The 23,522-nt window shown below is 56.9% G+C and carries 25 protein-coding genes; 10 read left to right on the top strand and 15 right to left on the bottom strand.

The window, feature by feature from the left end; genetic code table 11:
* Positions 1-37: 37 nt before the first annotated feature.
* From murG to HFN16_RS02825, 10 genes are read right to left on the bottom strand one after another with little or no spacing between them, the layout of a single operon-like run.
* The gene (gene murG, locus HFN16_RS02870; protein ID WP_168889262.1) at positions 38-1,120 is read right to left on the bottom strand and encodes an undecaprenyldiphospho-muramoylpentapeptide beta-N-acetylglucosaminyltransferase; all 1,083 of its coding nucleotides are present in this window, start codon (positions 1,118-1,120) and stop codon (positions 38-40) included.
* Positions 1,117-2,241 carry a putative lipid II flippase FtsW gene (gene ftsW, locus HFN16_RS02865; RefSeq protein WP_210772227.1) on the bottom strand — a complete coding sequence of 375 codons (1,125 nt, stop codon included), beginning with the start codon at positions 2,239-2,241 and terminating at the stop codon, positions 1,117-1,119. Before ftsW ends, murG begins: the two co-directional genes overlap by 4 nt.
* Complete coding sequence (murD, locus tag HFN16_RS02860) at positions 2,238-3,539, bottom strand: UDP-N-acetylmuramoyl-L-alanine--D-glutamate ligase (RefSeq protein ID WP_168889261.1); 1,302 nt, start codon at positions 3,537-3,539, stop codon at positions 2,238-2,240. The genes ftsW and murD overlap by 4 nt, the downstream gene beginning before the upstream one ends.
* 15 nt (positions 3,540-3,554) lie before the next feature.
* Complete coding sequence (mraY, locus tag HFN16_RS02855) at positions 3,555-4,631, bottom strand: phospho-N-acetylmuramoyl-pentapeptide-transferase (protein ID WP_168889260.1); 1,077 nt, start codon at positions 4,629-4,631, stop codon at positions 3,555-3,557.
* A 3-nt stretch (positions 4,632-4,634) separates the two neighbouring features.
* Positions 4,635-6,017 carry a UDP-N-acetylmuramoyl-tripeptide--D-alanyl-D-alanine ligase gene (murF, locus tag HFN16_RS02850; protein ID WP_168889259.1) on the bottom strand — a complete coding sequence of 461 codons (1,383 nt, stop codon included), beginning with the start codon at positions 6,015-6,017 and terminating at the stop codon, positions 4,635-4,637.
* Positions 6,014-7,531 carry a UDP-N-acetylmuramoyl-L-alanyl-D-glutamate--2,6-diaminopimelate ligase gene (locus HFN16_RS02845; RefSeq protein WP_168889258.1) on the bottom strand — a complete coding sequence of 506 codons (1,518 nt, stop codon included), beginning with the start codon at positions 7,529-7,531 and terminating at the stop codon, positions 6,014-6,016. The genes murF and HFN16_RS02845 overlap by 4 nt, the downstream gene beginning before the upstream one ends.
* Positions 7,506-9,464: a penicillin-binding transpeptidase domain-containing protein gene (locus HFN16_RS02840; RefSeq protein ID WP_168889257.1), complete on the bottom strand. Its 1,959-nt coding sequence runs from the start codon at positions 9,462-9,464 to the stop codon at positions 7,506-7,508. The genes HFN16_RS02845 and HFN16_RS02840 overlap by 26 nt, the downstream gene beginning before the upstream one ends.
* Before the next feature lie 52 nt (positions 9,465-9,516).
* Positions 9,517-9,801 (bottom strand): hypothetical protein, encoded by a 285-nt coding sequence (locus tag HFN16_RS02835; RefSeq protein ID WP_168889256.1) that lies wholly within the window; start codon positions 9,799-9,801, stop codon positions 9,517-9,519.
* On the bottom strand, positions 9,798-10,775 hold the full coding sequence (rsmH, locus tag HFN16_RS02830) for a 16S rRNA (cytosine(1402)-N(4))-methyltransferase RsmH (protein WP_168889255.1): 978 nt from the start codon (positions 10,773-10,775) through the stop codon (positions 9,798-9,800). The genes HFN16_RS02835 and rsmH overlap by 4 nt, the downstream gene beginning before the upstream one ends.
* A 2-nt stretch (positions 10,776-10,777) precedes the next feature.
* Complete coding sequence (locus tag HFN16_RS02825) at positions 10,778-11,230, bottom strand: division/cell wall cluster transcriptional repressor MraZ (RefSeq protein ID WP_168889254.1); 453 nt, start codon at positions 11,228-11,230, stop codon at positions 10,778-10,780.
* Positions 11,231-11,534: 304 nt separating this feature from the next.
* Here HFN16_RS02825 and pyk point away from each other — a divergent pair, with 304 nt between their 5' ends.
* Together pyk and HFN16_RS02815 are read left to right on the top strand one after the other, a co-directional pair.
* The gene (gene pyk / locus HFN16_RS02820) at positions 11,535-12,977 is read left to right on the top strand and encodes a pyruvate kinase (protein WP_168889253.1); all 1,443 of its coding nucleotides are present in this window, start codon (positions 11,535-11,537) and stop codon (positions 12,975-12,977) included.
* Positions 12,977-13,984 (top strand): HD domain-containing phosphohydrolase, encoded by a 1,008-nt coding sequence (locus HFN16_RS02815; RefSeq protein ID WP_168889252.1) that lies wholly within the window; start codon positions 12,977-12,979, stop codon positions 13,982-13,984. The genes pyk and HFN16_RS02815 overlap by 1 nt, the downstream gene beginning before the upstream one ends.
* A gap of 64 nt (positions 13,985-14,048) precedes the next feature.
* Here HFN16_RS02815 and HFN16_RS02810 read toward each other — a convergent pair whose 3' ends face one another.
* On the bottom strand, positions 14,049-14,483 hold the full coding sequence (locus HFN16_RS02810; RefSeq protein WP_168889251.1) for an acetyltransferase: 435 nt from the start codon (positions 14,481-14,483) through the stop codon (positions 14,049-14,051).
* A complete protein-coding gene (gene rlmD, locus HFN16_RS02805) occupies positions 14,483-15,865 on the bottom strand; it encodes a 23S rRNA (uracil(1939)-C(5))-methyltransferase RlmD (protein WP_168889250.1) in 1,383 nt (460 codons plus the stop codon). Before rlmD ends, HFN16_RS02810 begins: the two co-directional genes overlap by 1 nt.
* A 120-nt stretch (positions 15,866-15,985) precedes the next feature.
* On the opposite strand from rlmD, the gene HFN16_RS02800 reads away from it, so the two are divergent.
* The gene (locus HFN16_RS02800) at positions 15,986-16,291 is read left to right on the top strand and encodes a hypothetical protein (RefSeq protein ID WP_168889249.1); all 306 of its coding nucleotides are present in this window, start codon (positions 15,986-15,988) and stop codon (positions 16,289-16,291) included.
* Positions 16,288-16,569 (top strand): hypothetical protein, encoded by a 282-nt coding sequence (locus HFN16_RS02795; RefSeq protein ID WP_168889248.1) that lies wholly within the window; start codon positions 16,288-16,290, stop codon positions 16,567-16,569. The genes HFN16_RS02800 and HFN16_RS02795 overlap by 4 nt, the downstream gene beginning before the upstream one ends.
* A 6-nt stretch (positions 16,570-16,575) precedes the next feature.
* Here the strand turns inward: HFN16_RS02795 and HFN16_RS02790 are convergent, their stop codons facing one another.
* Both HFN16_RS02790 and HFN16_RS02785 read right to left on the bottom strand, forming a co-directional pair.
* The gene (locus HFN16_RS02790) at positions 16,576-16,893 is read right to left on the bottom strand and encodes a helix-turn-helix transcriptional regulator (RefSeq protein ID WP_168889247.1); all 318 of its coding nucleotides are present in this window, start codon (positions 16,891-16,893) and stop codon (positions 16,576-16,578) included.
* A 194-nt stretch (positions 16,894-17,087) separates the two neighbouring features.
* On the bottom strand, positions 17,088-17,861 hold the full coding sequence (locus HFN16_RS02785; RefSeq protein WP_168889246.1) for a DUF3108 domain-containing protein: 774 nt from the start codon (positions 17,859-17,861) through the stop codon (positions 17,088-17,090).
* 146 nt (positions 17,862-18,007) lie between these two features.
* On the opposite strand from HFN16_RS02785, the gene HFN16_RS02780 reads away from it, so the two are divergent.
* Positions 18,008-18,493, top strand: coding sequence for a CBS domain-containing protein (locus HFN16_RS02780; protein WP_168889245.1), 486 nt, complete (start codon positions 18,008-18,010; stop codon positions 18,491-18,493).
* Between the two features lie 503 nt (positions 18,494-18,996).
* On the opposite strand, the gene HFN16_RS02775 is transcribed toward HFN16_RS02780, so the two are convergent.
* Entirely contained in the window at positions 18,997-20,241 is a 1,245-nt protein-coding gene (locus HFN16_RS02775; protein WP_168889244.1) for an HD domain-containing protein, read from the bottom strand.
* Positions 20,242-20,452: 211 nt separating this feature from the next.
* Between HFN16_RS02775 and cbiM the strand changes: the two genes are divergently transcribed.
* The 5 genes from cbiM (at position 20,453) to HFN16_RS02750 (ending at position 23,506) form a co-directional block, all read left to right on the top strand.
* On the top strand, positions 20,453-21,058 hold the full coding sequence (gene cbiM / locus HFN16_RS02770) for a cobalt transporter CbiM (protein WP_168889243.1): 606 nt from the start codon (positions 20,453-20,455) through the stop codon (positions 21,056-21,058).
* An 8-nt stretch (positions 21,059-21,066) separates the two neighbouring features.
* The gene (locus HFN16_RS02765; RefSeq protein ID WP_168889242.1) at positions 21,067-21,651 is read left to right on the top strand and encodes a hypothetical protein; all 585 of its coding nucleotides are present in this window, start codon (positions 21,067-21,069) and stop codon (positions 21,649-21,651) included.
* Positions 21,652-21,870: 219 nt separating this feature from the next.
* The gene (locus tag HFN16_RS02760; protein WP_168889241.1) at positions 21,871-22,317 is read left to right on the top strand and encodes an Rrf2 family transcriptional regulator; all 447 of its coding nucleotides are present in this window, start codon (positions 21,871-21,873) and stop codon (positions 22,315-22,317) included.
* Between the two features lie 15 nt (positions 22,318-22,332).
* A complete protein-coding gene (locus tag HFN16_RS02755) occupies positions 22,333-22,779 on the top strand; it encodes a DUF6790 family protein (RefSeq protein WP_168889240.1) in 447 nt (148 codons plus the stop codon).
* A gap of 85 nt (positions 22,780-22,864) precedes the next feature.
* Positions 22,865-23,506, top strand: coding sequence for a hemolysin III family protein (locus HFN16_RS02750; RefSeq protein ID WP_168889239.1), 642 nt, complete (start codon positions 22,865-22,867; stop codon positions 23,504-23,506).
* Positions 23,507-23,522: the final 16 nt, after the last annotated feature.

The following is a 23,522-nucleotide window of genomic DNA, read 5'->3' as shown; positions in this document are numbered from 1 at the left end:
GGGCCTTGTGCTGCTGCCATAATCCTTCTCCTCTGCCTTATGCCACCAGGGCTTCGAGCCCGGTAACTATATGTGCGGCCGCACGTCGCCTTGCGTACATGCGGGCCACTGATCCCAAATCAAGCCGTTTCTCGTCGTTTTCGAGTAGCTCCAGCGCCATGGTTCCCAGCTTCTTTCCAGTCATTTGGTTCTGGGGAAGAAGCATGGCTGCGCCGTTGTCTGATAGGGCCTTGGCATTCATTGTTTGATGGTCGTGGGTGGCTTGGGGAAAGGGCACGAAGATGGCCGGGACCCCTGCCGCCGCTATTTCAAAAACCGTGGATGCGCCGGACCGGCAGATGGCGAGGTCTGCGCGGGCATATTCGCCTGCCATGTCGTCGATGAATCCACGTACCTGTGCCGGGTCTGCCCCGGCTTCCTTATATGCGGCCTGAACGCGTTCGACGTCGGCCCTACCTGCCTGATGGACGATCTTGATGCCTGCTTCCATGAACATGGGCAGGGCCTCGATGACGGCGTCGTTGATGGGGCGTGCGCCCTGGCTGCCGCCGAGGATGAGGAGGTATTTATCCGTATGATCGCCCAGTCGCATGGGGCAGATGTTCATAATATTTTTTCGCACCGGGTTGCCGGTGAGCATGGTCTTGCGCTTGGGGAACGCCTTGGAGGTGTCCGGGAAGCTCAGGAAGACCCGCTTGACGAATCGGCCCAGCACCTTGTTGGTGACGCCGGGGACCGAGTTCTGTTCGTGTACGGCTGTGGGGAAGCCGGACATGGCCGCGCCCAGAACCGGGCAGAAACCTGCATAGCCGCCAAAGCCGATGACCACATCGGGATTGAATTCCTTCACAATAGTCCGGGCTTGCGGAATGGCTTTACCCAGCCAGCCGATGCCGCCGAGAATACCTTTGAGGCCAAGTCCCATGATGCCGCGTGCCGGGAGCTCGCGGAAACGGATCTTGTGCTTGTCGGCCAGCTTCCCCTCAGGGCCGGAGCCGCCGATGAACAGAATATCCACGTTGGGGTTGCGGCGACGCAATTCGTCGGCAACAGCCAGTGCCGGGAAGATGTGGCCGCCTGTGCCGCCCGTGGTGAGTATGACGCGATTCAATACATTCATGCCTTGGCCGTCCTTGAGAGGTTGAGCAGGATTCCTGCGCAGATGAAAGAGACGGTCAGGCTGGAACCACCGTAGCTTATGAAGGGCATGGCGATGCCCTTGGGCGGTACCGTGCCGAGAACAACGGCCAGATTCAGGATCATGCCCAGCGCCACAATGCAGGTGATGCCAAAGGCGGTGAAGCGGTCCTGCAGGTCCTCCTGATACAGGGCCACGCGGAATGCGCGCCAGAGAAAGAAGCCAATGGCGATGAAGAACAAGGACATACCTACAAAGCCCAGTTCTTCACCGACCACGGCCATAATGAAATCGTTGTGTGCTTCGGGCAGGAAGAAGAGCTTCTGCTTGCCTGCGCCCATGCCTGTCCCCCACAGCTGGCCAGAGCCGAATGCGTACAGGGACTGGACCAACTGATAGCCTTCGTTCTGTGCGGATGCGAACGGATCGAGGAAGGCGGTCCAGCGCTTGAGGCGATAGGGCGAAGAGGTGATGAGCAGCCAGCCCGCACCCGCGCCCAGCATGGCCGAGCCGATCAGGTAGATGAGCTTGGTACCGCCCACGAGGCACATGAAAAAGAGCAGACCGGCCATGACAACGGTGCCGCCGAAGTCCGGCTGCAACAGCAACAGGCCGCACAGGAAACCTGTCACGATAAAGGGCGGCAGGAAGCCCACAGAGAAGGTCTTCACCAGTTCCTGCTTCTTGGAGAAGAAATAGGCGAGGTAAAGGACCAGTGCCACCTTGGCGAATTCCAGCGGCTGTACGTTTGCCGGGCCAAAGCTGACCCATCGGCTCGCACCCTTGACGTTGACGCCCAGCGGGGTGAGGCAGAGGCCAAGCAGAATGGCGGCCAGTGCCACCCAAACATAGGTGAGGCCGTACAGCATCTTTCGGGGCATCTGCATGCATGCCAGCATGCAGGTCAGGCCCACGCCGGTGTACATGAGCTGGCGCTTGAAGAAGAAGTACTTGTCTGCAAAGTCGCGCTCGGCAGTGATGCCGCTGGAGGACAGGACCATGATTAGGCCGAAACCACCCAGAAGAAGGGTCGCGGTCAGCAGCCACGGGTCCAGTTTGCCAACGGCGGCAGAGGATTTTTTGGCGTTCAGCTTGGTGCTCATGACAACGCCTCCACTGCCTGCTTGAAGTCATTACCGCGATGCACGTAGCTGTCGTACTGGTCGAAACTGGCCGTGGCCGGAGAGAGCAGGATCACATCACCCTCAACAGCGGCCTCGGCCAGCCGGTTGACCGCGTCTTCCAGTGTTTCGTCCCAGGAAACCGGGAAGACTTGGGAAAGAGGCGCTTCCAAAATATCGCGGCTGCCGCCGAACAGACCCACGTGTACCACGCGGTCTTTCACTTCCTGAGCAAAGGCTTCCACGTCGCCGCCCTTCCACACGCCACCCATGAGCAGACGGATGGGGCGGTCGTAAGTGCGTACCGCTGCCACCACGGAATCAAGGGTGGTAGCCTTGGAGTCGTCTACGTAGAGCACGCCGTTCTTCTCGCCCACAGGCTCGATGCGGTGTGCCAGCGGTTTGAAATTCCGGATGGTCTCGGCTGCCTGTGCTTCGGTGACGCCGAACTGCTTGGCGGCCTGCCATGCCGCCTCGGCATTGGAGCGGTTATGCTCGCCGGGCAGGTACGGAATTTCGAAACGGTCTTCAGGACCGAACCATTCAATGTGGGCGTTGGTGAAGCCGCGATCCTTGAGCGTATTGCGCAGGGAGTCGTGCAGCAGGGCCGTGTCCTCGCCTGTCATGCGCTGGAACAGCATGAGCTTGGCGTCGAGGTACTCGTCCATGTCTGCGTGGTAGTCCAGATGGTCCGGGGCGAAGTTCAGGAAGACGCCCACGTGCGGCTTGAAAGTCATGCAGTTCTGGAGCTGGAAGCTGGAGACTTCGAGGATGACCACGTCAACGGCTTCATTATCCAGTACGTGCTGGCACAGGGGCGTGCCGATGTTGCCACCGGTGAAGACTTTGCGCCCTGCATCCTCCAGAATCTGGGAGACCAGTGTCGTTGTGGTCGTCTTGCCGTTGGTGCCCGTGATGGCGAGGATCGGAGCCTCGATGAACCATGACGCGAATTCCAGTTCGGACACGATCCGTTCAGTGGGGAGGCCTTCCAGCACGTCAGCCAGCTTAGGTACGGGAACGCCCGGAGAGAAGACCACGAGATCGGCGTCAGAGAAATGCTCCTTCTTGTGCGGGCCGGTGATCAGCTCAACCTTGCCTGCCAGTTCACCCAACTTGTCCTCGGTAACGGCTTCGTTGCGGTCCACGATGCGCACTCGAGCACCCACCACGGTCAGGAGACGGGCTGCGGCAAGGCCGGATTTGCCGACGCCGACCACCACGCACACCTTGTCGGTGAGAGTTTTTTGCTCGATGAAGTTGCGGACAGAATTATTCACTGCGTTACCTTCGAATTACCTGAGTTTGAGGGTGGACAGGGCCATGAGGGCCATGAGTATGGAGAGAATCCAGAACCGGACGATGATCTTGGATTCCGGGATGCCTTTGAGCTCGAAATGGTGATGGAGCGGGGCCATCATAAAGATGCGCTTGCCGCCCGTGAGCTTGAAGTAACCAACCTGCAGGATGACCGAGAGGGTCTCGAACACGAACACGCCGCCCACGATGGCGAGGAGCAGTTCCTGTTTGGCGAGAACCGCCACGAAACCGAGCGCTCCGCCGAGGGACAGGGAGCCAACGTCCCCCATGAAGACCTGTGCCGGGTGGGCATTGAACCAAAGGAAGCCGAGTCCCGCACCGACCATGGCGCCGCAGAAAACAGTCACCTCACCGATGCCGACGATGTTCTGGATGGCCAGATAATCAGCAATCTTGGCGTGGCCCGATGCGTAGATGAAGATGGCGAAGCATGCCATGGCAACAATCATGGGACCGATGGCCAGGCCGTCCAGCCCGTCGGTCAGGTTGACCGCGTTGGACGCACCCACCATGACCACCATGGCAAAGGGCAGATATGCCCAGCCGAGGTCGGGCGTGAAATTCTTGAAGAACGGCACGGAGAGTTCCGTGGAGTACGCCGGCTGCTGGATGAGCATGTACAGCGCGGCTCCGGCCACCAAGCACTGGCCGATGAATTTGGCCTTGGCGGACAAGCCGTCGTTCTGTTTCTTGACCACCTTGATATAGTCGTCGGCAAAGCCCACTGCGCCGAAGCCGACGAAGACGAGCATGGTGAGCCAGACATAGATGTTGGTCAGATCGCCCCAGAGCAGGGTGGAGACCACGACCGAGAAGATGATCATGATGCCGCCCATGGTCGGGGTGCCCTGCTTGGCCTGATGCTGCGGGCCGTCCGCCTTGATGGTCTGGCCGCACTTGACGCGCTGGAGCCAGCGGATCATGGCCGGGCCGAGCACAATGGAGATGATGAGCGCGGTAAGCAGTGCCCATACGGAACGGAACGTGATGTAACGGAAGACGTTCAGGACGCCTACTTCCGTGGCCATCGGTGCGAGAAGATTGTAAATCATGCGTTAAGCTCCCATCCCCGCGTCGTCGAGTTCCCGGCACAAGGCATTGGCGAACTCTTCCATTTTGAGTGAGCGCGAGCCTTTGACCAGGATTACAGCCCCGGACAGACCCATGGTGCGCCACTCTTTGATAAAATCTTCCGGGCCAGTGGTGCGGGTGAGGGAGTCCTCGCCCATACCGCAGATCACGTCCCCATAGTGATCGCCCTTGTAAAACATGGCTCTGGGAGCCACGTCCTTGATCAGCCTGCCGAGCTCCTCATGTCGCTTGATGGCTTCTTCGCCCAGTTCGCGCATGTCGCCGAGTACCAGCACCAGCGGGCGGTCCTCAGCCATCTTTGCGGCCGTCTCGATCGATCGGGCCATGGAGAGCGGATTGGCGTTGTAGGTGTCATCAATGACCATGGCGTTGCCGGCGATCTTGCAGCAGAAGCGCTGGCTGTCGGCCGTCAGTGTCTGCACGCCCTTGATGACCTCGTCGCGGGTGATGCCCAACTGGTGGGCAGCCGCCGCAACACAGGCCAGGTTCTCGGCGTAGTGTTCGCCGCAGAACGGGGCAGTGAATTCACCGTCGCCCTCGGGGGTCCGAAGCCTGAAGCGTCCCCACCCTTCGGCTTCGGCCCCGAGGAACGAGGCAACATAAGAGGTGTCGGTGTTCTCTTTCGCAGAAAATCCTATGGGTGCGTCCACGATCTCGCGTGCCGCATCCCAGAGCAGCGGGTAGTCCATGCCCACGATGGCGGTGCCGGACTCGTGCAGGTGCTTGAGCAGCGTGGTCTTGGCTTCGGCCACGCCGTTCTCGTCGCCCAGTCCTTCCAGATGCCCGGCGCCCACATTGGTGATGACAGCGACGTCCGGAGTGGCGATGGTGGCCAGCTCTTCCATATCGCCGCGTACCGAGATGCCCAGCTCCATGATCCACAATTCCTGCTCTTCGGAGGCCTTGAGCATGGACATGGGCAGACCGATCTGGTTGTTGAAATTGCGGTAGTTCTTGGCAGTGGAGTATTTCTGGGAGGCCACGGCATAGAGCATTTCCTTTACCGTGGTCTTGCCTGCGGTGCCGGTGACACCCACCAGCTTGGCGCCGCATTTTTTGCGCCAGCAGGCGGCCAACTGGCCGAGGGCGCGGGTGGTGTCGCGCACCATGACCATGGGCGCATCCAGCTCGAGGAACTGTCCGGAAACCACGGCTGCGGCACCGTTCTTCACGGCCTGTGCCGCGAACTCGTGCCCGTCGAAGTTCTCACCATCAATGCAGAAGAACAGGTCGCCCTTGGACACGGTGCGAGAGTCGGTCTGCACGGTGTTGATGCCGATCTGGTCGTGGCCCTCTTCGGCCATGCCTGTCAGGCAGCGTTCTACGTCAGCAAGGGTCAAATTCACGAGTTCAGTTCCTCTATGGCCTTGAGGGCCGCTTCGTTGTCGGAGAAGTGGATGGTTTCTCCCTTGATGATCTGGTAGTCCTCGTGCCCTTTGCCTGCGATGAGCAGCACGTCGCCGGGCTGCATCTCGGCCACGGCCAAGTTGATGGCGGTCTGGCGGTCAGGGTGCTCGATGATGTGTTTGGCATTCGCAAGGCCGGGACGGACATCGTCCATGATGGCCTCGGGCTCTTCGGAGCGAGGGTTGTCGGAGGTGAGCACGGCAACGTCTGCATAACGGGCCACGGACTGGGCCATGAGCGGACGTTTGGTGCGGTCTCGGTCGCCGCCGCAGCCGAACACGGTGATGAGGCGTTTGAAGTCGAGACCCTTGAGGGTCATCTGAACGTTCTCAAGCGCGTCCGGGGTGTGGGCGTAGTCCACGAAAATGTCGAGGTCCGCATCGTTCATGACGCGTTCCAGACGGCCCGGCACGCCGGGGAAGTCCTTGAGCGCGCGCATGTCCTTGCAGTTCAGGCCCAGCTGAAGGCCGACAGCCTGTGCGGAGAGCAGGTTCATGGCGTTGAACGCACCGATGAGGGGAGAGTGGATTTCCCAGCTCTTGCCCTTGTAGGTGGTTTCGATGGTCATGCCCTTGCCGGTCATGGACGCAATGCGGCCCTGCACCATGGGCTTGTCGCCCACTTCGTGGCGCACGATCTTGGTGTCGCCGATGCCGAAACCGATGCCGCCGTCAGCTTCCTTGAGGATGCGGCGTCCGTACGGGTCGTTGAAATTGACGATGCACTTCTTCTCTTCGCGCGGGTAGCCGGTGAAGAGCTTGGACTTGGCCTCGAAGTAGGTTTCCATGTCGCCATGGTAGTCGAGGTGGTCCTGCGTGATGTTGGTGAACACGGCGGCGTCGAAGTCGAGCCCGGCTACGCGGAACTGGTCAAGAGCGTGGGAGGATACTTCCATGATGGCCACATCCACGTCAGCCTTCTTCATGTTGAAGAGGAGCTCGTGAATCATCCAGCAGCTGGGGGTGGTGAGGGGCGCGGCCATCTCGAAGCCGGGCCAGCGGTAGTTCACGGTGCCAAGTACGCCCACCTTGAGACCTGCGGAGGCGAGCAGGTGTTCGATGATGTAGGTGGTGGTCGTCTTGCCGTTGGTACCGGTGATACCCACCAGCTTGAGATCGCGGTCAGAAAGATGGAAGAAGACTCGGGCCAGTTCGCCGAGGGCCACGGCAGTATTCTCGTGGTATACGGCGACAGCGCGTTTCTCCACCACGGGAGCCACAAGATCACGGGCATCGGCAGGCGCCACGATGTACTTGGCGCCGTTGTCCAGTGCGGCGGGGATGAAATCGATGCCACGCACGGCAGTGCCAGGCATGGCGACAAAGCAATCACCTTCCTGCACTTCACGCGAATCGGTGCGCACCATCATGCCCTTTCGGGCTTTTTTCAACAGTTCCGAAAATTCCATTACGCCTGCCTTCTTCTCGCTAGGAGAGCCAGAGAACAAAAACATCTTCCGTTCCCTCCGAAGTCTTGTCTTCGGGCCATGCCTGCCCTGCCTTGGGCTTCTGGTCCTTGACGGTCATTCCCTCGCCTTTCAGCACAGGGACAATTCCTTTTTTGACGAGCAGCTCGAGCGCGCGGCGCACGGGCATGCCCTTTATGTTCGGCACCGTGGCGGTGACCTGTTGCGGTTTGTGCGCATCCACAGAGCCGGTCAGGGGCTGTTCCACCAGAGCATCCACCGGGACGTCTTCGGCGGTCTCCGCGATCAGCGTCTCGGAGAGCTTGCCGTGGTAGGCGAGGGTGCGCACGGTCACTTCGCGGCATACCGGGGCTGCCACCATGGAGCCGTAGTTGGCCTTCTGGGGTTCATCCACCATGGTGATGACCAGCAGTTCCGGATCATCAGCCGGGACCAGCGCCACGAACGAGGAGAGGTATTGGTCCCCGTAACCACCCTTGGCAGCTTTCTGCGCGGTGCCGGTCTTGCCTGCCATGGTGATGCCCTGAATGCGGGCGGAGCGGCCGGTGCCGTCTTCGTGGACCACGTCCTTCATCATGGAGAGAACCTTGTCCACGGTATCTTTACTGAAGACCTGAACCGCGTTGTTGGGGCGCTCCTGCTCAGGCATATTGACCAGATTGAGTTCCTTGGTGACGCCGCCGTTGGCGAGGCAAAGGAAGGCCCGTGCCATCTGGAGTGCGGTGGTGCCGATGCCCTGGCCAAAGCTGATGGCGGCCAGGTCCACACTGGTCCACTTGCCCGGGGGCATGAGGATGCCGCCGGATTCGCCCGGCAGCCCGATGTTGGTCTTTTCGCCGAAGCCGAGCTTGGTCAGGTAGTCGTGATAGACACCTGCACCCAGGTCCATGCCGATTTTGGCGGAACCGATGTTGGAGGAGTAGCGCAGTACCTTGTGGGCGGGCAGCCACTTCTCTGGATGGGTGTCACGAATGACCTTGCGGGCCACTTTCCAGCGACCGTTCTCGCAGTTGATGAGCGTGTCCGGCTCAATGACCTTTTCCTCCAGGGCAGCTGCCATGAGGAAGGGCTTCATCGTGGAGCCGGGCTCGTACACATCTGTCAGGGCACGAAGCCTGCGCTGGGATGCCTTGGAGCGGGAGACGGCGTTGGGGTTGAAAAACGGCTGGTTTGCCATGGCCAGGATGTCGCCGGAGTCCACATCCACAACGAGAACGATGCCTGCGCGGGCGTCGTATTTGGAGATGGATTTGGCAAGGGCCTGCTCGGCGGCGTGCTGGATGTGAGTATCAATGGTCAAGCGTACGTCGAGTCCGTTTATGTCCATTTCGCGACCCTGCGCATCAAGGTACAGGCGGGCGCCCTTGGCGTCGCGTTGTACCACGAACTCGGCTTTGCCCGGTTTGAGGCGGTCGTTGTAGACGTACTCGATACCTTCCAGCCCCTTGCCGTCGATGTTGACGAAGCCGAGGGTCTGTCCGGCCAGATGACCGTTGGGATAGATACGGGAAAATTCGCTGACCAGCCGCACACCCTTGAGGTCGGCGTTGGCAATGGCTGTGGCCTCTCGGTCCGTGACCTGCCGCTTGATCCAGAGGAAGCGTTTTTTGGATTTGAGGCGTTTGTAAACTTTCTTGCGGGAGACGTTGAGAATACGCGAAAGCTTGTCGGCAGCCACATCGATATTTTCGATTTCGTAGGGGCGAATAAAGACAGACTTCGCCTCCACGCTGGTGGCGAGCATCTCTCCGTTGCGGTCGAAGATACGGCCCCGCTCGCCGTATTCAAACTCGGCTGCGTGACTCTGCTTCGATGCTTTGCTGAGCAGGATGTCGCCCTCATGGAGCTGTACCCATCCTGCGCGTGCCCAAAGACCAACAAGAGCAAACGCGAAGAGGACCATAACGGCCCCGATCTTCACCTTGCTGTGATCTTTGCGCCCCTGGCTTCCTTTAGCCATGAATATTCCCTGTATCCCACTAAAGGCGCTTCAATTATTTAAAGCGCCCGAATTACCTTGTGTCGGCTATGCGTCGTATCTGACCCGGCGCAGCCACACCCAGACCATGACGGCCTGCGAGCTTTTTGAGCTGGTAAGGTGAAACTAGGTTGTTCCTCTCAACCGCCAGTTTCACTGCCAGATCCTCTTTCTGGCCCAAGCTCTTTTCCATCTTGCGCAGGTCATATGCCAGATCCATGCGCTCGATGTTCAGCCAGACCGCTCCCATTCCCAAAGTCAGAGCCGCACCGAGTAAGGTGAGGATCATCCACAGGAGTGTCTTGTCTGCTTTGCTCATACTTCCTCTCCGTCGGTGGCGAGCTTCTCGGCAACACGGAGCTTTGCGCTGCGGCTGCGGGAGTTCACCTTCATTTCATCTTCGGACGGCAGTTGCGGTTTTTTGGTAAGCACTTTCACTTCGGGTACACCGCCGCAGGTACAGTGGAGCTGATGCGGGGGGCATTTGCAGCCTTTGGCGGCGTCCCGAAATGCATGCTTCACGGCCCTGTCCTCCAGGGAGTGAAACGAGATGATCGCAACTCGGCCGCCCGGTTTAAGGCGTCCGACTATGGTTTTAAGGTAGTATTCCAGTTCCTCTAGTTCCCTGTTGACTGCGATTCGCAGTCCCTGAAAGGTTCGGGTTGCGGGGTGGTTCCGGGCCGTGTGCCGCATCTTGGGCGGGTAGGCCAGTCGCACGATCTCCGCGAGTTGAAGAGTCCTCGTAATCTCTTCTTTGTCCCTTGCTTTCAAAATGGCAGACGCTATCTTCCCGGCCAGGGGGTCTTCCCCGTAGACTCGGATGATCCGCGCCAGATCTCCATGTTTGAGCGTATTCACCAGGTCGGCGGCGGATTCGCCGGCGTCCGGGTTCATGCGCATATCGAGCGGCCCGTCATGGATGAAACTGAATCCTCTTTCAGCTTCATCGAGTTGCAGGGATGAAACGCCGAGGTCCAGGACCGCGCCGTCTATCTCATCCCAGCCCAGCTCGTCCAGTGCTTCTTCGAACTCGGAAAAGGGCAGGTGGAACAGGTGTGCGACGTCAGCGAATTCCTCAAGACGCTTTGTCGCCAGTCCCAGTGCCATTTTATCCCGGTCGAGTCCGCAGAGCTCGGCCTTGCCGCCTGCCGCTTGCATCAGCGCCAGGCTGTGACCGCCCATGCCAAGGGTGCCGTCCATGTAACGTCCCCCTGCCTTGGGCCGAAGCCACTCGATCACTTCATGTAAAAGAACCGTTGTATGCAGGGATTCCGGTCTGACTTGATCCGACATCCCTAAATCCCCAGGTTGGCGTTGTTTTCGCGCAGCTCGCCCGAAACATCGCGTTCCTTATTGAGCATGTTGGTGTACTTCTCCTTCGGTCGTATCTCGAAGCGGTTGCCCGCGCCGAAGACCACTACTTCCATTTCGGTCCCGATATTGCCGTTCTGTCGCAGGTGCGCGGGAATGGCGATGCGTCCCTGTTTGCTGACCGGCGCTTGGACATAGTTGGAGTAGAGAAGCATCTTGGTCTCTTCCAGCTCATTGGACGGAGCCTTGATCCGGTCGAGTTCCTCAACGATGTGTTCCCACTGGGCAGGGGTGATGCCGATGATCTGATTGTTGTAGATGGTCAGCACTACATACCCCTCGGGAATGTCCGAGAGGATGCTGTCCCGGAACTCGGGCGGCAAAAGCAGCCGGCCCTTGGCGTCCAGGTTTCTGTATGCAAGACCAAAAAACTTCATTCGTGTCCTCGGTGTGTCCTTTTCTGTCCAGTTTTGGTTCTTTCTGTCACTTTATGCCACTTATTCCCACCGATGCATGGAAATCAAGAGAAAGTCAACCACTGAAAATAAAATGGATCAGTAAAATAACAGGACGATTATTGATTTTTTGTCCACAGCGGCCTAGGATTGGAGCAGTGCGGCGTTTGGCGCGTGTTTTTTAATCCTGTAAAATCAACATATAAGCCCGAACGATTTTCGGTGCCCCAGGAAAAGGCGCGCCGCAAAGCAATCAAAATGTTAAAATCCCAAGCAGGGGGAGATTATGGACAGGCACATAAAAATTATTGCGACGTTGGGACCGGGAACCGGCACGTACGAAGGCGTCAAGGAACTGGTTGAGTCGGGTGCGAAGATCTTTCGCCTCAACTTTTCTCACGGCGGACGCGAGTTCTTTGAGGAGATGGTCGCCATCATTCGACGCTTGGAGAAAGAGACCGGCCTGACCCTGACAGTACTGCAGGACCTCTCTGGTCCGAAGATCCGTACCTGTGATGTCGGCCTTGGTGCTATCGAGGTCAACAAAGGCACCGAAGTGCTGCTGGGTACACCCGACAAATTCGAGAAGATCGATGAGCCGTTCATCTGTCTGGATATCCCCGAGCTGTTCCATGGCGTGAAGGAAGGGGACCCCGTAGCCTTGTCAGACGGCATGATCCGCTTCAACGTGGTCAAGATCGAGGAAGAGAACCTTATTCGCCTCAAGGCCACCAACTCCGGCATGTGCCCGCCGCGCAAGGGTATCACCTTCCCCGGTACCAAGACGCCGCTGGCTCCCTTGACCGAAAAGGACAAGAAGGACCTCGCCACCGGCATGGAGTTGGGTGTGGACGTGGTTGCCATGAGCTTCGTGCAGAAGCCCGAAGACATTTGCAACCTGCGCGCCGAAATGATCCAGTATGGGCGTCGAGTGCCCATTATCGCCAAGCTGGAGCGTACTGCCGCTCTGGAGGTTCTGGACGAAATTATTGACGAGGCCGACGGCCTCATGGTCGCACGCGGCGATCTCGGACTGGAGCTCGATCTGGCCGAATTGCCCGTGGCCCAGAAGCGCATCATCAAGGCGTGCAACCTCGCGGGCAAGCCTGTCATCGTGGCCACCCAGATGTTGCTCTCCATGTGCAACTCGCCCATGGCAACCCGCGCCGAGACCACAGACGTGGCTAACGCCATTCTCGACGGCGCTGACTGCGTGATGCTGTCTGAAGAGACCGCCATCGGTAACTACCCCGGCGACACGGTCAGGTTCATGCGCAAGATCGCCTACGAGATCGAAGCCTTCATGTTTGAGTCCGGCCTTGCCAAGGGCATCAGCGATGGTGAAAGGGATCATCCCTCCACCTTCCTGGCCCACGCCGCCGCCATGCTGGCTGGCAAGACCGACGCCAAGGCAATCGTCTGTCACTCCACGTCCGGAGCGACTTCGCGCATCCTTTCTTCCTGTCGTCCGGCGCAATCTGTCTATGCATTAAGTTCGGATTCCACTGTACGGCACTTCACAAATCTGTCATGGGGAGTTATTCCGGCGGAACCGTTGGATGTTATCGATGACCATCAGGAGCGTGCCGAAGTGTTCGTTCGCCAGTCTCCCGCCTTCAAGGAAGGAGATATTGTCATCGTCACCGCAGGCCAGCCTGAGAGGGGTAAGTCTGTTACGCAGACGAATGTGGTCAAGCTGTATGAAAAGTTAGCCAAAGAAGTGAGTTGATGAGTTCCAAACACGATATTCCAGACGGGCTGAACGAAGAGTATTACCAGATAAGCCAGAGCATCCTCGGTAGTTTCAACAAGTACCGTCCTCCGCTGAATATTTTCAGCTTCAAGGAGGACGTGGCGCGAGTCATGCCGTACTACAAGGTCGGTGGTAGACTGACCAATGAACAGATCGAGCAGCTCGCAGAGTTGACTGATCAGGGGCTTATTTTCGTCTCCCGTGCAGATCATCCGGTCTACGTCAAGCATATCAGTTACCAGCTTGACCTGGTGCTCGTGGACAAGAACCTCAAGGAAAAAGAGATCGCCGATATCTTTGCCCAAGCCCTCACCCGACGACTGGCCGAGTTCTTTGACCAGCCCGTTCCCGCGGTGTTCGACAAGCTTTGGGTGGATTTGATGGTGCTCACCGAATACCTCTATCAGGATATCCGTCGCTCACGCGCCCTTGTTCGTCGACTGCATACTGAGCATTCCCTGGAGAATCACAGTCTCAACTGTGGCTTCCTCGGTATCGGGCTCTGGTCCAAGATCAAGGATAAGGGGTTTTCTGAAGGTGTTAAACGCAAGACCTTTGATCGCGTCGTAGCTGGCCTCTTTCTGCATGACATGGGCATGGCAAAGGTGCCTGCCTTCATTCGGGACAAGACCAAACCGCTGACCGGTGATGAGCGAACCAAAGTCAACACCCACACCAAGACAGGGTTTGAAATGCTCAACAAGCTCAACCTGCGCTACCCCGAAGTGGAGCAGTGCGTGACCGAGCATCATGAGCGCATCAACGGCACCGGCTATCCCATGAAATCCGTCAAGCAGGAGTTTGCAGGCCGTCTGTGCGGCATCGCTGATTCCTTCTGCGCCATGATCACCAAGCGTCCTTACGCTGAAGCCAAGACCATGATGCAGGCTGCTCAGGAGTTGGCCGGTGATGCTCGCTATGATCGTGAAATGACCAAGGCGCTTCAGTCCTTCCTGGTGATGGATATGAAGATGAAGCCGTAAGATTTGATTAAGTCAGTATGACAAGAGCCCCGGAGAGTTTGTCTCTCCGGGGCTCTTTTTATTGTTAGGCTAATTCCATATGAAGGATGGGGTAAGGTTTCCCCATGCCGTCGGTTTCTGATCGGCCGACCTGTTTGAACCCCATGTGCTTATAAAAGCCTACCGCATCGGGGTTTTGTTCATTCACATCGACCTTGCTGGCTTTCATGACGTCGATTCCATGCATGAGTAGACTCTTGCCGACTCCGGTGCCACGGTTTTGGGGCGCGATGAAGAGCATTTCCACATTTCCTTCTGCCACACCTATGAACCCGACAATGTTACCGGAGTCATCGATTGCGCATTTGAGGGCCACTGCATCCAGATATTCATTCAGGATGAGCGGTTTGTAGAAAGCAATATCCGCCTCGGAAACGAAATCATGCGTGGCACGAACAGAGGCTTCCCATACTTCGAGGATCTCTGAGTAGTCGTTTTGGCTGGCGTCTGACAGTCGCACTATTTCTTGACCAGCAGCGCCACAGTCTCGATGTGGTGCGTGTGGGGGAACATGTCCACCGCGCGGACACGTTTTACCTCGTATTTGCCGGACAGTCGTTTGACGTCGCGGGCAAGGGTAGAAGGATCACAGGACACGGCGATGATCTTCTTCGGGGCAAGGCGGAGGATGGACTTGGCAGTCTTCTCCTGCATGCCGGAACGGGGCGGGTCCACGATGATGGCGTCAGGGGTGGGCAGGTCTTCCACGCCTTCGATACCTGACTCGAGGGACAAGTTGTGGAACTCGCAGTTGTTGATGCGGTTCAGCTTGGCGCTGGCCCATGCCTTGCCGATGGCTTCTTCGTTGATCTCGTAACCGACGACATGGCCGACTTCATCGGCGAGGTAGATGCCGATGGCGCCTGCGCCGCAGTACAAGTCGAGGATGGTCTCATGGCCGGAGAATTCGCCGAACTCGGAGATGGCGGAGAAGAGCTCAGATGCGCCGCCGGTATTGGTCTGGAAAAAGGTGTTCTGTGCGAGATGGTACCGTACGTTGTCTTCACCCTTGGGCAGGCGCTCTTCCACGAACTTGTGGCCGAGGCGGTAGATCATCTCTTCGCCGTAGGCAATAGTGGAGCGCTTGTTGCGGATGGAGTGGATATAAGAAACGACCTCCGGGAAGCGGTCGACAAGAGCATCGCCCAGTTCTTCGGGGAGGTTGTATTTGCGCTCATCCGCGGTGGTGATGAGATGCACCTGCACCTGACCGATGGAGGTGTGGCGCAGCACGAGGTGACGCCAGAAGCCGGTGTCGGTGGGCGGATGATAGGAGACTACGTTGGACTCGGCGCAGAAGTCGCGCACAAAGTTCATGATCTCGAGGTCGCGGACCGCGCAGATGTGGCACTCTTCCATCTCAAGGACGCGGCCGAGGCGCTCGCCCTTTGCCGGGATGGCGCGCAGGCCGAGGCAGAGCTTGCCATCCTGCTGCTCAAAGGCGAATTCCATCTTGTTGCGGTAACGCCAGATGGCAGGGGAGGCCACCGGGGCATCCATTGCCACATTGTCCAGTCCGCCGATGCGGGACAGGGCGTTTTCAACCTGGCTGCCTTTCTGGGCAAGCTGTTCGGCGTAATCCAGATCCTGTGCAGTGCAGCCACCACAAGTGCCGAAGTGGGGGCACTGGGGCTCAACGCGATGCTCGGAGGGGGTTACGATCTCCTCGAGCACGGCTTCGGCAAAGCGTTTTTTGGCTTTGATCACGCGGGCGGTGACAGTGTCGCCGGGCAGTCCGCCGGCCACGAACACGGCCATGCCGTCAACGCGACCAACGCCGCGGCCGCCATAGGCCAGAGATTCGATGGTACATTCAATTACGCTATCTTTTTGAAGGGACATATTGGTCTCCCGTGGGTATCTTTCTTCGCCCGGGCTGGTGTTTTGGCAGGATCGCCCTGGTCCGTCCGGTGCGGTTGGCTCGTTTGACACGAATTCCCGCTACTGTCTATTGTAATATGCATGATCGACAAGGCCACCGCCATCCCCGCCATTATGAACAAGCTGAAAAAGTTGCCCGTGGGCCATGCCATAGACCTGCGGACCTACAAGCGGAATCGTTCCGTGGTCATCGCCCGTGTGGCGGATGATGAGTTCGACGTGGTTGAAAAGGGCTTTCATGAGGAACGCTTTCTGGTGCCGCTTTCGCGTATGAAAAAGCTGCTCAAGAGTCTGCTGAAGAAAGAGTTCCCGCGCTCCACCAAGATGCGCCTCTATGATCTGGGTGAATCCGACGCCGACGTTCACATCCAGCGGAAGAAAATATGATCGACATCGCCGGGGCCATCCCCACTATTACCAGCAAACTGAAGAAATTGCCCGTGGGAAAAGGATTGGACCTGCGGACCTACAAGCGGGACCGATCAGTGGTCATCCTGCGCACGGCGGAAGATGGCTATATGGTAGCGGAAAATGGGTTTGAAAAGAATCAGTTCGAATCGAATTTCAAGGGCTTGAAGAAGCTGCTCAAGACGCTGCTGAAACGGGAATTCCCGCGCAGTAACAAGATACGCGTCTATGAAACGACGGCAGGCAAAGAAGAATAGGGATTGTTAGCTCCCGTCGCGACCGTTCTTGATCTGATTGAGGATGGACACGACCCATTCCGGGTCTTCGAATACCGCCCGGCGCACCTCTTCGGAGATCTTGCCGTTCATGGCCAGAAGCAATTCGGGATCGGTCCCCAGTTCGTCGGCAAGTGCAACCATTTTCTTTTCAGAAAGAGAAGCGGGTTCTCCGCGTTCAATCTTGCTCAGGTAGGAATGGTGAATGCCTATTCTTTTGGCGACTTTTCTGATGGAAAATTCTGGACTGTCTTTGCGCAGGGCTTCGCGTTTCGCTCGAATGTAGTCCCCAAATAACTTACTCACAACAACCTCATTAAGTAGGAATATCTATATCCCGCCAGATTTCGGAAAACTCCGTCTACTATACAGTAGCCAGCAACCCGCTGACAAGATTGAATAAGTCTGAATCCTTTATAAATTTGGCGTAAATGAAAACGACCATTGGACATTCTATGTCCAATGGTCGTTTGGTTAATCAATCAGCGATGACTGTTTGGTTAGTTGGAGGCTTGCTCCGTAGGTGGTTGATAATCCACAAGTTCGAGGGTGAAGTGACCGACCTTGACCTTGGAACGGACTTTCACCGGGATACGTCGATTGTCAGCGGAAAACCAGACTACGAGTTCCGCGTCCTTGCTTTTTTTGAAAACGCCGGACAAGTGCTTGGTGTTGAGATTCACCTTGAAGGCGCGGATTTTGCCCATTGGCGTTTCCACATCCTCTACACCAGCAACATAGGCCTCGCCCACTACGCTCTTTTTGCCATCGGTGACATTGGCTCCAAACTCCATGGTCTTGTACAGAATCTGCTTGCGGAAGCTGTAGAGGATGGACATGGGGTCGAAAACATTGAGGGGCTGTTCCAGTGTGTGTTTCAGCTCTCCACGAACGTATCGAAGGGACTGGTTCGTATCCTTGTCAAAGATCAGGTCCACGTTTTTGTGGTAGGTGCCTTCGTTTTGGTCTTTCTTGTAGCGCAGGGCGTAGTTCACATCCATGTCAGTCCACGCTTCAAGGGTGTCGCGAACCTTATAGATCTTGTCCACCCACGGGACGGTCTTGGCCGTGGCTTTGAAGTGGCGTGCCGGGACCCCGTTCATTTCGGTATCAGGCATGACTTCCAGTATGGCGTCGCCCGCGTGGATAAAAGTCCAGTGGATTTCATATGTCAGCTTTTCGCCCGGTCCGAAGGGGACCCTGACGCCGGCCTGTGCCGTGGCCGCTGCCATCAGTATCGCCAGTGTCGTTATCAGGAAAATAATTTTTTTCATGAATGGTTTGTCCTACCCTTTTTACGTCAAGTCAAGCATTGCACAAGCTGCACCGCTAGTTGTGGACAAAAATTATGAGAGAAGCTAGAAGGATATCGAGGAGTTGTTCCGATACTACACACGGAGACCATAAGGAGAAATAACGTATGATGCTCAGAAAGCGCGCCTGGGATATGATGCGCGACGATTTCCCGGTAGTTCAGGAAGACGCTAGCCTGGCCGAGGCCATCCGAGTCATGCGCAAGAGCATGGTGGAAGATCCGGACTCTCAGGTGGTCGTAGTTCGTACCAAGTCCGGCAAGCTGAAGGGTGCCATCAATCTGTGGAAGCTCTTCAAGGCCGTAAAGAAGTCTGTGCTCAAGGACGAGAACCTCAAGGTAGATGGCAACGTGGACTGGGATCAGCAGTTTGCCAACGCCTGTCTCATCTGCACGCAGATGCGTCTGGACGATTATCTGATCACTGATCCGCCCATCCTCAAGCCAAATGAGCCCATCCTGCTGGTGCTCGATCTCTTCATCAAGTCCCGCCGCGACTGGGCGCTGGTTGTAGAAGGTGATCGCGTCATGGGTGTGGTGTATGTGACTGACGTTTATCGGGAGATGACTCGCGATATGGTTCAGGTTTTTTAGGTTTAGCTTATTATTAAAAGTAAGGCCCGCTCCTTTGGAGCGGGCCTTTTTTTGTTTAATGGAGGTCGCCTTCGGCTCCGATTGATGGATGATTGCTGCCGGGTGGCCGCCTCCGCGGCGGGCGGTCTATTTTTTGGCTGAGCCGCCCCAAAAAATAGACGAAAAAAACTCGGCTTAAGAAGTAGCTTGGCCGCCTTGTGAGTTCTTGCCAAGAATCTGATCCAAATAGAATGCCTTGGTGTGTACTGCGCGACATTCGTCGCTGCTGAATGCTGCGGTTGCGGCGGCATTCGATTTGGTCAGCTTCTAGACGTCGAGCTCAAGGGCTGATGCAGGTCTTGGTTTGAAAGGGTGAAGTGCTGGGAAAAGGGTAACGGCATTCGTAGCCGTACGGCCTCGAGCGAAGCGAGCGATAAAAAGTTTTGGAGATTCTCAAGAACCTTTTACAAAAGGTTCTTGAGCCGTCGGAGACGCCCCTGCGGCGAGCAGCCGCCGGAGGCTGGCTAATCGAAGTCTGCCAAAAGGGCGCTGACCTGGACGCCGGCGATGACCGGGGTTTCGTTGTAGCGGTTCCGGATTCGGTAGAGCGCGTGGTGCAGCTGGTCCGAGGAGATGCCGTTCTTGAGTGCGGTATGCGCTTCGATGTAGGCGGCGAGAGAGTCGCAGACCTTGAGGAGCGGGCCATCCTTGGGGTCGAGGGTGTCCTGATTGTGTTGGGAAATCTCGTCTTCGGCCAGTTCGATGGTCTTGCCGTCGCGGACGATGGTGGCCTTGAATTCGCTGCCGACCTCGAGGCCAAGGAAATATTCGAGGCGATCGGTGATGTCGGTGTAGCCGCCTTCTTTGAGAGGCTCGAGCACCACGCGGTTGAGCTCGCGGATTTCGTATTCATGAATGAGATCGCCGATCTCCTGGGATGCACCTTTGACGGGCGAGATGATGTCGCGGGTCAGCAGTTCGGGCAGGTCGTGGAACAGGCCGGCGAAAAAGTTGTTCTGGGCGCGGGCGCGGCAGGCGCCGACTTCGATGCTGAAGAACCAGGAGTAGGCGGCCACGATGAACATGTGGCCGAGGACCGAGGTCTCGGGCACGCGGGGCGTCTGGGACCAGCGCTTCTGGAAGCGGAGGCGTCCGCACATGCGGGCAAAACGGCCGAGCACGTTGTTGTCGTCATCGAGCAGTTCCGGGACACCTTTGAGGTCGCGCATGTCCTTGAGACGATCGATGAAACTGTCCTCGATCTCGGTGAGTTCGTGGTCCATCTGGTTGATGGATTTGAGGAGCTTGAATTCGGAATAGCTGGCGTAGAGATGGGCGGCGTGGAGGATGCGACGGGCAAGGCCCTTGTCCTCGGGCTGCATGAGATAGTCTCCCATGCGGTTCATGAAGTCTTCGCCCAGCGGCATGATGCGCGGACGGAGCTCATTGAGCACCCAATTGGTCAGGGTGCGGTAGTCGTCCGGGTTTTCCTTGATGCGGTAAAAGACGGGCGGTTTGATGTCCGTGATGACGAGACGGTAGAGATAGTCGAAGAGGCCACCTTCCACGATGGATTCGCCAAGGGCGCGTTTTCGGGCCACGTCCATGTCCCGCGAGTTGAGCAGGAAGAGAAGCCAGGCCACGATCATTTTGTGCGCCTGCTTATCCACCTCCACCAATTCCATGGGGCGGAGCTTGTCGTTCCAACGCTTCATGAACGCGCCGGAAAAGAGCAGTTCAAGAAGACTCTTTCTGATGATGACTGACATTGCTGCTCCCCTTTATAGGTTTGTATGAATTTGCCGAAAAGGACGGATAAACGCAACCCATTGGTGAGACGGTATTTTCCACTCTTTTACAAACACCACTTGTAATAAATGGCGACGGGGTGTATACGGATTCGGAATTATTCACACGCTGTCAAAATTGTTTGCAACGCCGGTGAATCATCCATTTCGATTGAATGAAGCGGGAACGACCATGCATATTTCAGAAGGCGTTTTATCCGGACCGGTGCTCCTTGGCGGAGCCGGACTGGCCGTGGCGGGGACTGCCATCGGCCTCAAGAAAATCGATTATGACCAGATCATGACCGTGGCGATTCTGTCCGCCGCGTTTTTCATCGCCTCCCTGGTGCATGTTCCCATAGGTCCGGCCAATGCGCATCTTGTCCTGAGCGGTTTGCTCGGCGTGGTGTTGGGGTGGGCTGCGTTCCCGTCCATTCTGGTGGCCTTGTTGCTACAGGCGGTGCTGTTTCAGTTCGGTGGCTTGACCGTGCTGGGGCTGAACTGTTTTACCATGGCTGCCCCTGCCGTCCTGTGCTGTTACATTTTTCGCCCCATGTTGACCCGCGGTAACGGTAGCCGTTTTGCCGCGGCATTTGCCTGCGGTTTTCTCGCCATATTGGTGAGTGCATTACTTACCGCCGGAGCATTGGCTCTGTCTGGCGAAGCCTTTGTGGGCGTGGCCAAGGTTATAGTCGCTGCCCACCTTCCCATTATGGTCGTCGAAGGAATTATCACTGGATTCGCTTACTCATTTCTCGCCAAAGTCAAACCTGAAGCTCTGGCAGTCTCATCTTCATAGGAGTCCTCATGCATCGCCTCATTCTTTCCATCTGTCTGGCCATGGCGCTCACCCTGTGTCTTTCTGCTGTCTCTCATGCTCATAAAGTCAACGTCTTTGCCTATGTCGACGGGAACCTCGTTGTGACCGACAGTGGGTACAGCCGCTCAAAGCGTGTCCATGATGGCGTGATCGAGGTCTACGACGTGGCTTCGGGTAAGATGCTGCTCTCGGGCAATACGGACACGAACGGCAAGTTCGATTTCGTCATCCCGGACGAAGCCCGGGCCGGGAAAATGGATTTGCAGATCCTGCTCAAGGCGGGAACCGGGCATCAGGCTACATGGACCGTGAAATATAATGAATATGGTGCTGCCAAAGGGCCGTTTGCCGCCACCGAGGAAGAGCATGGTCATAAGGAAGTTGCCACTTCGCAGGGGAGCGTACCGGCCAGCGAAGTCGAAGCCGTGGTTCGCCGCGAGCTGGAGCCGGTCAAGCGGATGCTGGCTGAAATGCACGATGCAGGACCGAGCGTCACTGAAATCATTGGCGGCATCGGGTATATCATAGGTCTGTTCGGCATCGCCGCCTACATGAAGAGTCGCAAAGCGTGATCGTTCAAACCAGTGTCTGACATCTATTTGGGGCCGACTTGTTGTCGGTCCTTTTTTTTTGTGGTAATTCCCCTACAAAATGAGTCGTTTTTATGTGGAATCCAATTATTCCACACGCTCAAGGGGCATATATCTTGACTTTAACAGTACGGATTCCCTTGTGAATGCTGATTTTGAAGGGGTCGGCAAAGCAGGAATTCATACGATAAGGGTACAACCATGAGACTGACGACACGTAGCCGTTACGGCACAAGAATGGCGGTTGATATCGCCCAGCACTGCAACAATGGGTTGGTCCGTATTCAGGACATCGCAGAGCGCCAAGGCGTTTCCGTGAAGTATCTGGAGAAGCTTATCCGCAAACTCAAAGACGCAGGCTTCATCAAATCCAAACGCGGCCCCCGTGGTGGTCACGCGTTGGCGCTTCCGGCTTCTGAAATACCTATGGGTGAGGTCGTGCGCGTCCTCGAAGGTGATGATTCCCTGGTGGATTGTCGCAATGGCAACGAGCACTGCGATCGCATTGAAGTTTGTCTGACTCGTCGCCTGTGGGCTGAGGCCGCTGAAGCCATGTATGATCGCCTCAACAGTTTCTCGCTGGCCGACATGCTGGAGGATGCAGAGAAGTGCTCTTCCAAGGATGTGTCGACCATGTTGATGGACTAAGGGCATAGGGACGCCGTGTATACGGTCTACCTGGCCTGCGCTGCGCTTGCCGTCGCCCTGATGCATATTCTGGTGCTGGGCGGCGGCGTGGCCGAATCCCTGCTCCTTTGGCTGCTGGTGATTCCCGTCGGCCTGGGAGGGCTTTGGGCCTTCATGGGCCACTACTTTGCCGCTGACAAGGTGGCTGGCTATATCGGTTGGCCTCCCGGGAATCCGTTTCAGCAGGAAGTGGCCTTTGCCAACCTTGCGCTGGGGATCTCCGGGCTACTCTGCTTCTTTATACGTGGCGACTTCTGGCTGGCGACCATCCTCTTTGTCACCATCTTTCTTGTCGGCGCGTTCTCCGTCCATGTCCGTGATATCCGCGCCAGCGGCAATATGAATCCCGGAAACGCAGGACCGGTCTTTTTTGCCGACCTGCTGCTGCCCATCTCCTTGTGGGCGCTCTATCTTATTTCCTGATATACAGGCTACGCGTTTAAACGCTTGTTTAGGTGAAGGAAAGCCGCTACCCTAGAGTTCGGACTATTTCAAATATGGGGGAACAATGGTTTTTAGTTTACGTGATCCGGTCAGCGGTCTGACACATCTCATCGGAGCGATTTTGGCGGTTTTCGCCACTGTCCTCCTCATCATGCGGTCTGTTGATCCGGCCATGCCGTGGCATATCGTGACCTTCTCCATCTTTGGAGGAGCCATGATCCTGCTGTATACGGCCAGCACGCTCTATCACTGGCTGCCCGTCTCCGAGAAATGGGTTCGCTTCCTGCGCCGTGTGGATCACTCCATGATCTTTTTCTATATCGCGGCAACCTACACCCCCATTTGTTTGATCCCTCTGCGCGGCCCGTGGGGTTGGTCCATCTTCGGCGTAGTCTGGGGATTGGCACTGGTAGGCATTGCCATGAAGATCTTCTGGCTGCATGCCCCTCGCTGGTTATCTACAGGCATCTATCTCGGCATGGGATGGCTGGTGTTGGTGGGCATCTATCCGTTGATGCAGAATATGTCCCTTTCCGCTGTGGCGTGGCTTGCCGGCGGCGGTGTCGTCTATTCTTTGGGGGCGGTAATCTATGCCCTTAAATGGCCAAACCCCATTCCCAAGTATTTTGGGTTCCACGAGATATTCCATCTGTTCGTCATAGGCGGGAGTGCCTGCCACTTTGTGGTGATGTATTGGTATGTATAGACGATGAGAGTTTGAG

It is taken from the genome of Pseudodesulfovibrio sp. zrk46 (assembly GCF_012516435.1).
Taxonomy (GTDB): domain Bacteria; phylum Desulfobacterota; class Desulfovibrionia; order Desulfovibrionales; family Desulfovibrionaceae; genus Pseudodesulfovibrio.
This window is presented reverse-complemented; position numbering and strand designations above follow the sequence as displayed.

What these genes read in the sequence shown, in the direction of transcription:
- murG (WP_168889262.1), bottom strand. Translation starts at nt 1,120, where the DNA reads ATGAATGTATTGAATCGCGTCATACTCACCACGGGCGGCACAGGCGGC.
- ftsW (WP_210772227.1), bottom strand. Translation starts at nt 2,241, where the DNA reads ATGAGCACCAAGCTGAACGCCAAAAAATCCTCTGCCGCCGTTGGCAAA.
- mraY (WP_168889260.1), bottom strand. Translation starts at nt 4,631, where the DNA reads ATGATTTACAATCTTCTCGCACCGATGGCCACGGAAGTAGGCGTCCTG.
- HFN16_RS02845 (WP_168889258.1), bottom strand. Translation starts at nt 7,531, where the DNA reads ATGTTTTTGTTCTCTGGCTCTCCTAGCGAGAAGAAGGCAGGCGTAATG.
- HFN16_RS02840 (WP_168889257.1), bottom strand. Translation starts at nt 9,464, where the DNA reads ATGGCTAAAGGAAGCCAGGGGCGCAAAGATCACAGCAAGGTGAAGATC.
- HFN16_RS02835 (WP_168889256.1), bottom strand. Translation starts at nt 9,801, where the DNA reads ATGAGCAAAGCAGACAAGACACTCCTGTGGATGATCCTCACCTTACTC.
- rsmH (WP_168889255.1), bottom strand. Translation starts at nt 10,775, where the DNA reads ATGTCGGATCAAGTCAGACCGGAATCCCTGCATACAACGGTTCTTTTA.
- HFN16_RS02825 (WP_168889254.1), bottom strand. Translation starts at nt 11,230, where the DNA reads ATGAAGTTTTTTGGTCTTGCATACAGAAACCTGGACGCCAAGGGCCGG.
- pyk (WP_168889253.1), top strand. Translation starts at nt 11,535, where the DNA reads ATGGACAGGCACATAAAAATTATTGCGACGTTGGGACCGGGAACCGGC.
- HFN16_RS02815 (WP_168889252.1), top strand. Translation starts at nt 12,977, where the DNA reads ATGAGTTCCAAACACGATATTCCAGACGGGCTGAACGAAGAGTATTAC.
- rlmD (WP_168889250.1), bottom strand. Translation starts at nt 15,865, where the DNA reads ATGTCCCTTCAAAAAGATAGCGTAATTGAATGTACCATCGAATCTCTG.
- HFN16_RS02800 (WP_168889249.1), top strand. Translation starts at nt 15,986, where the DNA reads ATGATCGACAAGGCCACCGCCATCCCCGCCATTATGAACAAGCTGAAA.
- HFN16_RS02795 (WP_168889248.1), top strand. Translation starts at nt 16,288, where the DNA reads ATGATCGACATCGCCGGGGCCATCCCCACTATTACCAGCAAACTGAAG.
- HFN16_RS02785 (WP_168889246.1), bottom strand. Translation starts at nt 17,861, where the DNA reads ATGAAAAAAATTATTTTCCTGATAACGACACTGGCGATACTGATGGCA.
- HFN16_RS02780 (WP_168889245.1), top strand. Translation starts at nt 18,008, where the DNA reads ATGATGCTCAGAAAGCGCGCCTGGGATATGATGCGCGACGATTTCCCG.
- HFN16_RS02775 (WP_168889244.1), bottom strand. Translation starts at nt 20,241, where the DNA reads ATGTCAGTCATCATCAGAAAGAGTCTTCTTGAACTGCTCTTTTCCGGC.
- cbiM (WP_168889243.1), top strand. Translation starts at nt 20,453, where the DNA reads ATGCATATTTCAGAAGGCGTTTTATCCGGACCGGTGCTCCTTGGCGGA.
- HFN16_RS02765 (WP_168889242.1), top strand. Translation starts at nt 21,067, where the DNA reads ATGCATCGCCTCATTCTTTCCATCTGTCTGGCCATGGCGCTCACCCTG.
- HFN16_RS02760 (WP_168889241.1), top strand. Translation starts at nt 21,871, where the DNA reads ATGAGACTGACGACACGTAGCCGTTACGGCACAAGAATGGCGGTTGAT.
- HFN16_RS02750 (WP_168889239.1), top strand. Translation starts at nt 22,865, where the DNA reads ATGGTTTTTAGTTTACGTGATCCGGTCAGCGGTCTGACACATCTCATC.